This window comes from Flavobacterium sp. LC2016-12 (genome assembly GCF_015351595.1).
In the GTDB taxonomy this organism is placed as follows: domain Bacteria; phylum Bacteroidota; class Bacteroidia; order Flavobacteriales; family Flavobacteriaceae; genus Flavobacterium.
The window spans coordinates 20,369-33,813 of record NZ_JADKPT010000006.1 but is presented as its reverse complement, the minus strand read 5'-3'; the positions used below and the strand labels follow the sequence as shown (position 1 = coordinate 33,813).

General features: G+C 33.1%; 9 protein-coding genes. 7 read left to right on the top strand and 2 right to left on the bottom strand.

The genetic code is table 11. From position 1 onward, the window contains the following. The first annotated feature begins 2 nt into the window (after window positions 1-2). The 6 genes from IRZ99_RS11370 (at window position 3) to IRZ99_RS11345 (ending at window position 7,275) form a co-directional block, all read left to right on the top strand. Window positions 3-1,994 (top strand): DUF3857 domain-containing protein, encoded by a 1,992-nt coding sequence (locus IRZ99_RS11370; protein WP_194657379.1) that lies wholly within the window; start codon window positions 3-5, stop codon window positions 1,992-1,994. Between the two features lie 2 nt (window positions 1,995-1,996). Next, window positions 1,997-2,323, top strand: a complete 327-nt coding sequence (locus IRZ99_RS11365; protein WP_012022600.1) for a nucleotide pyrophosphohydrolase — start codon at window positions 1,997-1,999, stop codon at window positions 2,321-2,323. Window positions 2,324-2,456: 133 nt separating this feature from the next. After that, window positions 2,457-3,680, top strand: coding sequence for a 3-phosphoshikimate 1-carboxyvinyltransferase (locus IRZ99_RS11360; protein WP_194657378.1), 1,224 nt, complete (start codon window positions 2,457-2,459; stop codon window positions 3,678-3,680). Between the two features lie 433 nt (window positions 3,681-4,113). Further along, on the top strand, window positions 4,114-5,163 hold the full coding sequence (queA, locus tag IRZ99_RS11355; RefSeq protein WP_026983475.1) for a tRNA preQ1(34) S-adenosylmethionine ribosyltransferase-isomerase QueA: 1,050 nt from the start codon (window positions 4,114-4,116) through the stop codon (window positions 5,161-5,163). Between the two features lie 172 nt (window positions 5,164-5,335). After that, a complete protein-coding gene (gene kynU, locus IRZ99_RS11350; protein WP_194657377.1) occupies window positions 5,336-6,613 on the top strand; it encodes a kynureninase in 1,278 nt (425 codons plus the stop codon). A 236-nt stretch (window positions 6,614-6,849) separates the two neighbouring features. Next, window positions 6,850-7,275 (top strand): YMGG-like glycine zipper-containing protein, encoded by a 426-nt coding sequence (locus IRZ99_RS11345; RefSeq protein WP_194657376.1) that lies wholly within the window; start codon window positions 6,850-6,852, stop codon window positions 7,273-7,275. A 54-nt stretch (window positions 7,276-7,329) separates the two neighbouring features. On the opposite strand, the gene IRZ99_RS11340 is transcribed toward IRZ99_RS11345, so the two are convergent. Next, a complete protein-coding gene (locus tag IRZ99_RS11340) occupies window positions 7,330-9,141 on the bottom strand; it encodes a hypothetical protein (protein ID WP_194657375.1) in 1,812 nt (603 codons plus the stop codon). 159 nt (window positions 9,142-9,300) lie between these two features. Next, the gene (locus tag IRZ99_RS11335; RefSeq protein WP_194657374.1) at window positions 9,301-10,863 is read right to left on the bottom strand and encodes a hypothetical protein; all 1,563 of its coding nucleotides are present in this window, start codon (window positions 10,861-10,863) and stop codon (window positions 9,301-9,303) included. A 114-nt stretch (window positions 10,864-10,977) separates the two neighbouring features. On the opposite strand from IRZ99_RS11335, the gene IRZ99_RS11330 reads away from it, so the two are divergent. Next, entirely contained in the window at window positions 10,978-13,368 is a 2,391-nt protein-coding gene (locus tag IRZ99_RS11330) for a penicillin acylase family protein (RefSeq protein ID WP_194657373.1), read from the top strand. The last annotated feature ends 77 nt before the right edge of the window (window positions 13,369-13,445 follow it).

Genomic DNA, 13,445 nt, shown 5'->3' with positions numbered 1-13,445 from the left:
ATATGAAGCTTCAAAACTTAGCTGTAATTATCTTTTTACTTTTTGGTTTTTTTAAAATCAATGCTCAAAAATATGAATTGGGAAAAGTAACGGTTGCCCAATTACAGGAAAAGGTACATCCGACAGATACTACCGCACCCGCAGCAATTATTTTTAAGAAGGGAAGAACCTTCTTTACTTATAATAAAAGCAATGGTTTTTCAGCTAATCACGTTTATGAGTTCAAAATTAAAATTTATAAAAAAGAAGGCCTTAGCTGGGCGGATCAAAAAGTGAGGTTTTATATTGGTTATGAAAAACTACACGAAGATCGATTGGAGTTTTCACAAGCGATTACCTATAATTTGGAAAATGGTGAAATTGTTAAAACTAAATTGGATAATCAAGGCACTTTTAAGAAAAAGGTAAATAAATATTGGAATGAAAAAACTATTACATTACCAAATGTAAAAGTCGGGTCGATCATTGAGTACAAATACATTTTAAAATCAGAAAATATTGTGAAGCTTCCTGATTTTGATTTTCAATATGAGATTCCGGTAGATTATTTCGAATATAAAACAGAGATTCCGGAGTTTTATATCTATAAAACAATTTTAACTGGAAAAACACCAATAACATCAGATTCTAAACTTGTTTCAGGAAGCCAAAGTTTTGATAACGAACATAATCAGACAAATACGATTTCATACAAACAAATTAATTCTTTTTATACAGGAAAAGATATTCCTGGATTACTATTTGAACCCTACGTCAATAATATTGATAATTATAAAGGAAGTATTCAATTCGAACTAGAACGAATACGATATCCTGATGAGCCCGTAAAGGATTATTCTTTGACATGGGAAGGTGTGGCTTCAACAATTTTTAAAGACAAAGATTTTGGTAAAGAACTCAGTCAAAATGATTTTTTGCTGGAAGACGTCAAGAAACTAGTTGGTAATGTAGAATCTCTTAATGAAAGATTAAATGTTATTTTCAAATTCGTTCAGAATAAAATGAACTGGAACGAAGAAAACGGTTATTATACCGATAAAGGAATTGTAAAAGCATATGCCGATCAAACCGGGAACATAGCCGAAATCAATTTTATATTGATCAACATGTTGAAATTGGCTGGAATAGAAGTAAATCCTGTTCTGGTTAGCACTATAGAAAATGGAATTCCAATTTATCCTACAAGAACTGGTTTTAATTATGTTATTGCAGCTGCTGAAATTGATGGAAAACAAATTTTGCTGGATGCGACTCATAAATTTACATCGCCAAATATTCTGCCTTTAAATGTTTTAAACTGGAAAGGAAGACTAATTAAGAAAGACGGTACATCACAGGAAATAGATTTATACCCCGTTTTATTATCTAAGGAATTTTCAAATACAATTGCGAAATTAGATGTTTCCGGAAAAATAGAAGGAAAAGTCAGGGTGCAAAGAACAGATTATGATGCTTATAGCTTCAGAGTTCGTAATGCTACTAAAAATCAGGAGAGTTATCTTGAAAAATATGAGGCAGAATTAGGAGATTTAAAAATATCAAATTATGCAATTCAAAATAAAGAGACAAATTTGGTCGACCCTATTATAGAGAGTTTTTCTTTTATTTCAGATAATCAATCTGAAATTATTGGGGGTAAAATATTTATAAATCCGCTTCTGTTTTTTACCAGATCTAAAAATCCTTTTACACAGGAAAAAAGGCAAATGGCAATTTATTTTGGCTATCCAACGCAGGAGAAAATTAATCTAAATTTAGATATTCCTGAAGGATATATTGTAGAATCAATGCCTAAACCTGTCCGTATTTCTTCTGAAGATAAAGCGATAGTTTACACTTTTAATATTTCAGGCGTGGGGAATAAAATTCAGATTAGTTGTGTAAAAGAGATTAACAGTAGTATTTTTGCAGCTGATGAGTATACTGGATTAAAAGAGCTGTTCCAGAAAATGCTTGCCAGTCAAAATGAAAAAATTGTTCTTAAAAAAATATAACGATGGATTTGAAAAATGCCCAACTTGATGTAGATACCTGGATAAAAGAGCACGGTGTTCGCTATTTTAACGAATTGACTAATATGGCGCAACTTACCGAAGAAGTAGGTGAAGTAGCCCGAATTATCGCACGCAGATACGGTGAACAATCTGAAAAAGAAAGCGATAAAAATAAAGATCTAGGCGAAGAATTGGCTGATGTTGTTTTTGTAGTTTTATGTCTGGCGAATCAAACTGGAATTGATTTGCAAGCTGCTTTTGATAAAAAAATGGATTTAAAATCGGTTCGTGATAAGGATCGACACAAAAACAACGATAAATTAAAATAATTGTGAAATATCACTCATAAGTTTTGAATTATGAGTTTTGAATTTTGAATTATGAATGGGGAGTGGTAAATTGCGGGACTGAATTGCGTTTGTAATATTCGTAGTTCATAATTTACAACTTACAATTTAAAAAATGAATTTACTACTTCAAACAACTCAACATAATTTACAAGGACAAATTGCAGTAACAGGATCAAAAAGCGAAACAAATCGTTTATTGTTGTTAAAAGCATTGTTTCCAAATATTACACTTGCCAATACTTCAAATTCTGATGACAGTGAAGTAATGCAAAAAGCTTTGATTGGAAATGACGAAATTGTAGATATTCATCACGCAGGAACAGCAATGCGCTTTTTAACTGCTTATTTTGCTGTGAACGAAGGTAGAAATTTAGTCATGACGGGTTCAAGCAGAATGCAGGAACGTCCGATTAAAATTTTGGTAGAAGCTTTAGCACAATTAGGTGTTGAGATTTCATATGAAAAAGAAGTAGGTTATCCGCCAATAAAAATCAAAGGAAAAAAAGTTACCGCTTCAAAAGTAACTTTGGCGGCGGATGTAAGCAGCCAATATATTTCGGCACTTTTGTTAGTGGCTTCAAAATTAGAAAATGGTTTAGAGCTTACTTTAGAAGGAGAAATTACTTCGATTCCATACATCAAAATGACTTTGGCTTTGCTGAATGATTTGGATATTCAAACTAGTTTTGAAGGAAATGTAATTAAAGTTTATCCAAAAGAAAGGGTTGCTTCAAAAGAAATGGTTGTAGAATCTGACTGGAGTTCGGCATCTTACTTTTTTAGTTTAGTGGCGCTGGCTGATAAGGCTTCAATAACATTAACGAGTTATAAAGAAAATAGTTTACAAGGAGATTCTGAATTAGTTTCACTTTATGAGAAATTAGGAGTAAAAACTACTTTTCAAAATAATAAAATGACCTTGGTTAAACAAGAGAATTTTAAATATGAAACCGTAAATTTCGAATTAAATAACACACCTGATATTGCTCAAACCATTGTAGTAACTTGTCTAGGTTTAGGAATTGGTTGTCACTTAACAGGTCTTCATACTTTAAAAATAAAAGAAACAGACAGACTGGAAGCACTTAGAATCGAGCTTACAAAATTGGGAGCTAATATTTCAGTAACTAATGACTCTTTGACTTTAATAGCTTCAGAAAATATCAATCACAATGTAAAAATTGCAACTTACAACGATCACCGTATGGCAATGGCATTTGCGCCGTTAGCACTTAAAGTTCCAATTATTATAGAAGATGCAGGAGTAGTTTCAAAATCATACCCGGATTTCTGGAATGACTTAAAAGCATTAAGCTTCGAAATCTCAGAATTGTAAAATTTTCCACCATATAAGAAATATAAGTTCATTTAAAGAAATGAGCATAATTTGAATAGCCCTTGGTTAAAACTAAGGGCTATTTTGGTTTCTGCTATTTTCATAAAGTTTGTCAATTTCGACGAAGGAGAAATCCTCGCAAGTAACTCCGCAATGCATAGCTAATCTGTGTCGAGCTTCTCGCGAGGATTTCTCCTTCGTCGAAATGACAAAAAACTCAAAACAATAAAAAATCCAATTTAAATGAACTTATATTTCTTATATGGTGAAAAAAACGTTTTTTAACGAGGTCAAACCATCAGTAAATCAACGACTTTTGAAAATAAACAGCAAAACACTTGACAACGCCTATCTCACAATCGTATATTTGCACACGATTTATAATTTTAGATATAAAATCTAAGATCTACACTTTAAAATCAACAATTCAAATATGAAATTATCACATTTTCAATTTAATTTACCAAAAGAACTTTTAGCGGAATTTCCAGCAGAAAATAGAGATGAGTCTCGTTTAATGGTAATTGACCGTGCAAAACAAACTATAGAACATAAAATGTTTAAAGATGTTATCAATTATTTTGATGACGGAGACGTTTTAATTCTTAACAATACTAAAGTTTTCCCTGCTCGTTTGTACGGAAACAAAGAAAAAACAGGAGCAAGAATTGAAGTTTTCTTATTGAGAGAACTAAATTCTGAGCAACGTCTTTGGGACGTTTTAGTTGATCCGGCTAGAAAAATCCGTATCGGAAACAAACTTTATTTTGGTGATGACGATTCGTTAGTTGCTGAGGTAATTGATAATACAACTTCTCGTGGTAGAACTTTACGTTTTTTATATGACGGTTCTTACGAAGAATTCAGAAACAAATTGACAGAACTTGGAGAAACTCCAATTCCGAAATACATCAACAGAGAAGTAACTGCTGAAGATGCTGAAAGATACCAAACTATTTATGCAAAAGAAGAAGGGGCTGTAGCTGCACCAACTGCAGGTTTACACTTCTCAAAACACCTTTTGAAAAAATTAGAAATCAAAGGAGTAAACTTTGCTGAGGTTACACTTCATGTTGGTTTAGGAACTTTTAATCCGGTTGAGGTTGAAGATTTATCGAAACACAAAATGGATTCTGAGGAATTGATCATCAAACAAGAAGCTTGTGATATCGTAAACGAAGCAAAAGCAAAGAAAAAACGTATCTGTGCTGTTGGAACAACTTCAATGCGTGCTATTGAAAGTTCAGTTTCATCTCAAAATACTTTAAATCCTTACGAAGGCTGGACAAATAAATTTATTTTCCCTCCTCACGATTTTAGTATTGCTAACTGTATGATTACGAATTTCCACACACCAAAATCAACATTATTAATGATGATTTCAGCTTTTTGTGGACATGATTTAATGAAAAAAGCATACGACGAAGCTATCAAAGAAGGATACAAATTCTATTCTTACGGAGACGCGATGTTGATTATCTAATCGAGATATATTTTATATAAAGAACCCGTCAGTTAATGATGGGTTTTTTGTTTTTATAAGGGTTTAAAAGTTTCAAGTTTCAGGTTTCAAGTTCTGCACAACGTTAAACTTGAAACATGAAACTTGAAACAAAAGAAACATTTCCTATTTTTACGCCTCAAAACAAAATTCAATGACTTTTCAAAATACACGCGAATTCGCACGAGAGCTTGATTCGCAAGACACTTTAAATCACTATCAGGATGAGTTTATTTTTCCGAAAGTGAATGACAAACGCGTAATCTATTTCACAGGAAATTCTTTAGGATTACAACCAAAACGTACCAAAGCTTATGTTGACGAGGTAATGAACGATTGGGCAGAATTGGCTGTTGAAGGTCATTTTTATGCACAAAAACCTTGGTGGGATTATCAAGAAAGATTTGCAGAACCGTTGAGTAAAATTGTGGGTGCTTTGCCTTCAGAAGTTACGGTAATGAATACTTTGACTGTGAACCTTCATTTGTTAATGGTTTCTTTTTATCAGCCAAAAGGGAAACGTTATAAAATTATCTGCGAAGAAAAAGCTTTTCCGTCAGATCAATATATGTTTCAGAGTCAGGTTCATTTTCATGGATATAAACAGGAAGATGCTATTGTAGAGATTAAACGTCGTGAAGGTGAACATAATATTCGTCTGGAAGATGTTTTAGCAAAAATTGAAGAAGTTGGCGATGAGTTGGCTTTGGTTTTAATCGGAGGAGTAAACTATTATACCGGACAAGTTTTTGATATTAAAACCATCACAGCAGCCGGACAAAAAGTGGGTGCAAAAGTGGGTTGGGATTTAGCACACGCAGCTGGAAATATCAAATTGGAACTTCATGATTGGAATGTAGATTTCGCAGCCTGGTGCAGCTATAAATACATGAACTCGGGGCCAGGAAATGCTTCTGGCTGTTTTGTACATGAAAAACATCATAATGATGCTAATTTACCAAGATTTGCCGGTTGGTGGGGACACAATAAAGAACGCCGTTTTAAAATGGAACCTACTTTTGATCCGGTTCATGGAGCAGGAGGATGGCAAATTAGTAATCTTCCGGTGCTTTCTTTAGCGCCTTATTTAGCTTCGGTAGAAATGTTCGCAGAAGTTGGAATGGATGCTTTAATTGCCAAAAGAGACCATATTACCTCTTACTTAGAATTCATTTTACATGAAATTGATAAAGAAGTTAAAGGTAATTTTGAAGTTATTACACCTTCAAACCCTTTGGAAAGAGCTTCTCAATTGTCTGTTTTTTTACATGGAGAAGGAAGAAGTTTATTCGACTATTTAATGAAAAACGGAGTTATTACCGACTGGCGTGAACCAAATGTAATTCGTTTAGCTCCGGTTCCTTTATATTGCTCATATGAAGATATGTACGATTTTGGACAAATTTTAAAACAAGGAATTTTAGAAAAATAAGTTAGCTATAAAAAAGAATCTCGCAAAGTCGCGAAGTCGCAAAGTTTATTTTCTTTGTTGCTTCGCGACTTTGCTATTATAGAGAGATGAACTTTGCGAACTTTGCGTAAAAACCTTGCGCACTTTGCGGTTAAAAATATAAATCATGAAATTCTGTAAGCTTTCTTCCAAATCATATAACATCAAAAAATAACATCTCCTTTACTTTGTAGTGTATAATCATTAAAACTACAATCATGAAAGCCTTATATATAGTATTAGCCGCATTATCTATAGTTTCTTGTCAAAATCAGGGAAAAGAAGATATCAATAAAGCAAAACAAGCCAGTATTGATTCGATGAAAGTTGAAATTAATAAACAGCGTGTTATTGATTCCATGAAAACAGAAATGGCACAAATCCAGGAAGAACAGAAAGTAGAAGCACAAAAAGTGGTGGTAGTTCATCAACAAGATGGAACAGCAACAACAACCACAACAACTAAAAAGAAAGGTTGGAGTTCAACCGCTAAAGGTGCTGTAATTGGTGCCGGAGTGGGTGCTGCAACAGGAGCCATTATTAGTAAGAAAAAAGGTGAAGGTGCCATTATTGGTGGATTGGCAGGAGCCGGAGTTGGTGCCGGTACAGGTGCTATAATCGATGGAAGTAAGAAAAAAGAATAAAAAATTTAAAATAAATAAAACCCCGATTTAGATTTCTAAGTCGGGGTTTCTTTTTTATACCATTTCAGGAACAGGAATTTCTATGGAAGTTAATTCCAGTTTATAAAAATCAATTTGATATTTAATTTTTTCAGTCTCACTTTTAAAATAAAAAGTGGATTCAAACAAATTATGATAGTATTCAATTCCTTCTAAAAGATTTGCTTTAAAGCTATTCAATTTCTTAAGCTGATTGGTTGTAATTTCACCCGAAATAGTTTCAATTTCATTTCTAAAGTATTCAACATACATTTTCAATTCTTTTACAAATAGATTAGGGCGATTATTAGCCCTTAAAACAGACTTATTTCCGTAAATGTGTTCTACCATGTGTTTTAAAGAAACTTCTTGGTCAAAATAAGCCATATTGGGTCCTGGGCAAATTACAACACCTTGCGCCTGACCTTTTATTTTGATATCATTTTCTAAATAAGAGGAATTCGCCAAGCCAACACATAAACACGATTTCTCTGTGATTTTTATTTTTGACTTTTCAAAGGCATCAGGGGAAAGGGCTTCTTTTATATTTGCTAATTCTGCTAGTTTGATATCCTGATATTTTTTTGAAGCAGTGCAAATTCCTTGCGGGTCGTATTCTTTGCTTAGTGCAAGGAATTTTTTTGGACAGGAGCTTCCGGCTTTGTTTTCCTGAATTCTTTTCTGTTTCAAAATTTCATTCGTAGTGCCATGTAAAGTATTAAACGGAACTCCCAAAGGCGAAATATGACTTAAATATAAATCTCTTTCTTTGGCTTTGATCAATAAATTTCGTGTGGTCTGATCGACAGAAGTGGCTTCTGGAACCAATAAAAATGGTGTTCCCCAACCGACAGAGTCGACATTGTAAGTATCCAATAAAAATTCATGTTCTTCAGAAGTACCAACGCCGCCCTGAACTGTAATTTTTAGATTTAAAGGTTGATCGGGAAATGACGCTCCTTTTTGCTGTAAAGCTTTAACCATTAATTCGTGAGCCGATTGAACTAATTGCTCTTTTTTCTGTTTGAATTCTTCCAGAATGGTTCCTAACAAAAGTCCGTCGGTTGCAAAAGCATGTCCACCACAATTTAGCCCTGATTCGATTCGATATTCCGAAACCCAAAGTCCTTTTTTTGCTAAAAAATTGCCCTGAATCATAGCCGATCTGAAATCACTTACTTTTAAAATAATTTTCTTTTTAAGTTGATTGTTTTTATTCGGATAGAAATCTGGAAAACTTTCAAAATAGCTGTAAAGTCTCGGATTCATTCCGGCAGAAAGTACCACTGATGATTCAAGATTACTGTTTGCAAAACCTCTTAAGGCTGCATGTGCATCATTAAATTCAAGAGGTAATTGTTCATTTTTAATGAAATTATCCTTGTCTAATTTCGTCATGATATTCACATCAATTTCTCCAACAGAAAGATGTGATTCAATATAATTCTGAATATTTTCTTTGAATGAAATTCCATCTTCCAGTAAATTTTGAAAACCTTTTTTAATGTCTGAAGTATTGGGTAACATCGACATGAAATTTTCTACAGAACTTTTACTTTCAGCTAATTCAGTTTTAAAACTTTCAAATTTTTGTTTGACAATTTTATCTACTAAATTTAGGTAGGATGTAATTCTTTCCGCACGATAATCATGAAATTTCTGGCTTATTTCTTCGTAGGGAAGATTTAATTTCGTGCTATAGAAATTACGCATTTTCTCAATCAGATCATCATCAGCAATCGAAATTACCGATGAAATTCCATATTGCGCTACTCTAATTGGGCTGTCAATAGTATAAGCAAGCCCCATAACCGGAATATGGAAAGTATGTAAGGGTGTTTTTTTCATTTGTTTTCAATTAAAATAAAAACAAATGTTGCAAAAAGGATTGTTATAAAACCTGATAAATGTCAGGTTTAAAATGAACATGGATGAAAAAAAATCGCCACGAATTCACGAATTGTAAATAATAAATTCGTGAATTCGCGGTGGAAAATATGCTTAAATCTAAATCAAAATCTTCTTCAACGATTCTGCAATGCTTCTCCATAGAAAATTATAAAAGGATTTTTCCTGAATTCGTTCCAACTCAACATCAGCTGTTTTGGCTTTTTCTTTTGAATCATTTTTGACCAATAAATTAACAATTGCAGATTTTAGTTTCGCTTCTTTTTCAGGATTTTTTTTCTTGAATAACTTAACTTTTAAATCATCATAATCTAAAGAGGCATTTCCTTTTGAAATATTATCATTTCCATAAAAATTAAATCGGTATTTATTGAAAACTCCCGTAAAGGAAGCATTCATATAAGGTTTGCTGAATTGCCCCATGGCTGTAACGTCAAAATTTGAAATAACACCCTGAATATGAAAACTGTCTTTTTGATCTAAAACATTAAAACTCCAGTCAACATTAAGTGGCGAAGTTTTCATGAATTGACAATTGACTTTGATTTTCACGTCAGCTGTCTTTTTTAAACCAAAACCACTTCGTAGATTGGTGGCTTGCAAATTAAAATGATCAAAATTTAATTTCCCGGGACCTTTAGAAAAATCCATTTCTTCTTCATAAACTAACTTCGATTTAAGAACCTGTAAAGTATCAATTTGTAAAGGAAATTTAAGATTTCGCAATAAATGATTATAAAGATATTTTTTACTTAAATCATCTTTTGGCATTTTTCCACGATAAATATTCGCATCAAAATGATTCATTACAACCGAATTTGCTTTAAAGAAAAAACGATCATTTTTAAATCCCCAATCCATTTTGTTGATGTGAACTGAGTCTACTTTTAGTGTATAAATGTCTTTTTCCTTTTCTAATTTTTGAACAAAAGTTTTTCGGTTATATTCGGGTAACATCGAAAAATTCTTTACTTTCAAAAAATTATTTTCCGTGCTTATTTGACCAATATCCATTCTGTAAAATTGATTTGGTTTATAATATAAACTATCGCAAACCAAAACGTATTTTTCGAACTGCATCGGTATTTTTTGCTTTAAAGTCGCATCTGTGATTAGTATGCCTTCCAGTTTCAGCAGAATGTTTTTAACACTGAAAATCGGTTTATTGTTTTTTAAGTAAACAATATCAATGCTTCCGTCGTTCAGGTAAATATTCGAAACAGCAACGACTTTTCGGAAAGGTTCGATAATTTCAGTCCGAATGCTTTTGCTATTGTTTAAAAGCTTATCATTCTTTTTATATAAAATGACTCTGGGCTTGTTAATAATGATACTTTCAGCCTGAATAACATCGCGAAAAGCCAAATCCCAAATATTGAAATGTTTAATGGTAATCGATTGAATTTTAGAAAAAATTCCAGTTTTAATCTTGCTGTTTTCCAATTGATTTTTTGGATGAACCAATAAAGTTTCGGCATAGATATTTCTCGACCAAAGTGAAACTTCAATTTTCTCGTAATTAATATTATAAGCCGTTTTGTTCTTTTCTTCAATAATAATCGGCAGCTGTTTTTTAATCCAATAGTTCAGTCCGAAATTGATTAAAAGCACAAAAACAAAGATTGAAATTACACCGATCGCTATTTTTTTGTAGATTGACATTTATTGTATTGATTTTAAATATAAATTTAGACTTTTAAACAATGATGTTCTTATAGGATTACGTCTTTAAGTTACATCATTATCGAATCATTTGTACCTAATATTGTTTTAAATATGAAGAAAATTAAAAAAATACTGTTGGTTTTAGTAATTATAATTGTCCTTTTAGGAATAGGTTTATGTGCCTATATTTTTCATTTGAAACCTAAATATGAAGGTGAATTACAGTTGAAAAATCTGCAGAAAGAAACCACAGTTTATTTTGATGACTTTGGTGTGCCTCATATTTATGCTGGTACTGAAAAAGATGCGATGACAGCTTTGGGGTATGTACATGCGCAGGAAAGATTGTGGCAAATGGAATTGCTTCGCAGAATTGCACCAGGAAGATTATCAGAAATATTCGGATCGGTTGCGCTTAAGAATGATATGTTTTTCTCCGGAATTGGTATTGGAGAAGCTTCGGCGAAAGCCATTGCCAAATTAGATAAAAATAGTCCGAGTTATCAATTGACGTTGGCCTATCTGGATGGAATAAATGAATATTTGGAGGAAGGTATAACACCAATCGAGTTTACTTTGGTAGGTGTGAAAAAAGAAAAATTTACGATAAAAGACGTTTATAATATTTTTGGATACATGTCTTTCAGTTTTGCGATGGCTCAAAAAACAGATCCATTATTGACAGATATCCGTGCGAAATACGGCGCAGAATATTTGAAAGATTTAGGAATTGAAGGAGAATTTAATACGACCAAAATCAAAAGCTCAAAAGAGAATTTGGGAGAATATGCCGAGATTTCAAAATCAATTGCCAGTTTGTTGGATAAATCTCCAATACCGCCATTTGTTGGTAGTAATAGTTGGGTAGTAGGGCCAAATAGAACAAAGAACAAAAAAGTTATTTTTGCGAATGATCCTCATATTGGGTTTTCGCAGCCTGCTACCTGGTATGAAGCACATATTGTAACACCAGATCATGAATTGTATGGCTGTTATCTGGCTGGAACTCCATTTCCTTTATTGGCACACAATCGCGAGTATGCTTACGGATTGACGATGTTTGAAAATGATGATATCGATTTTTATCAGGAAACAAACAAAGCCAATGATGCCAATCAATATCAAACACCAACGGGTTTTGCAGCTTATGAATCGAGAAAGAAGATCATTAAAATAAAAGACACTTCAGATGTGGTTTTGACGGTTAAATCAAGCCGACACGGACCAATAATGAATGATTTGCTAGCAAACCTAAAAAGCAAAAAACCAATCGCAATGTCGTGGATTTATACCCAACAACCCATTCAGATTCTGGATGCGGTGTACGGACTTTCGCACGCGAAAAGTAAAGACGATTTTAGAAAAGCAGTACAATTGGTTGCTGCTCCGGGATTGAATGTAATGTATGGAGATGCCAAAGGAAATGTGGCTTGGTGGGCTACAGGAACGCTTTATAAACACAATAAAGGAGTAAATTCATTTTTTATCTTAGATGGTGCCAGTGGAAAAGATGATATAACGGAATATTTAGATTTCACTAAAAACCCTTCAGCTGAAAATCCGAAATGGGGTTATGTATATTCAGCCAATAATCAACCGGAAGCTGTTGATGGTTATTTGTATCCTGGTTATTATTTACCTGAAGATCGCGCCAAAAGAATTTCAAGTTTAATGGATGCGAAATCGGACTGGGACAAAGAAACTATTAGTAAAATGATTTTTGATAATACTTCTTCTGTTGCGACTGGAGTTGTTCAGAATTTAATTGAAAATCTGGATGCTAAGAAGATTTCAGCTGAAGAAAAAGAAGTGCTAAATGTTTTGAAAGCATGGAAAGGAACTACGAATCTGGAAGATGTTGCGCCAACGATTTACAACAAATGGATTTACTTGTATTTGAAAAATACTTTTGAAGACGAAATGGGCAAGGAAGATTTTACTATATTTCTTGGAACACACTTAGGGAAACAAATTATTGCGAGACAAATTGTTAATGTGAATTCACTTTGGTGGGATAATATCAAAACTAAAAATGTAAAAGAAACCAGAAATCATATTGTTTCAAAATCGTTTCATGAAGCCGTTTCACAACTTACAACGCAATTAGGCAATACAATTGCAGACTGGAATTGGGGAAAAGTTCATACTGTCGAACACGAACATCCGTTAGGAAAAGTAGCTGCACTTCGCAAATTATTTAATGTTGGACCATTCGCCGCTCCCGGATCAAATGAAGTAATTAACAACCAGTTTTTTGGTTTTAATGATGAAGGGAAATATTACGTAAAAGGCGGTCCTTCGACCAGAAGAGTAGTAGATTTCTCTGATATTGAAAACAGCTGGAGCATTATTCCAACAGGACAATCTGGCAACCCATTTAGCGAACATTATCACGATCAGGCCGAAATGTTTAACGCCGGAAAATTCAGAAAAATGAAATTAAATAAAGAAGAAATAATAAAAACATCGACGAAGTTAATTCTGAAACCGAGTAAAAAATAGTTTCAAGTTTTGATTGTTTCAAGTTTCAAGTTTCGAAAAAAGGTTCAAAGTTTTCGTTTTAAAAACCTTTGAACCTT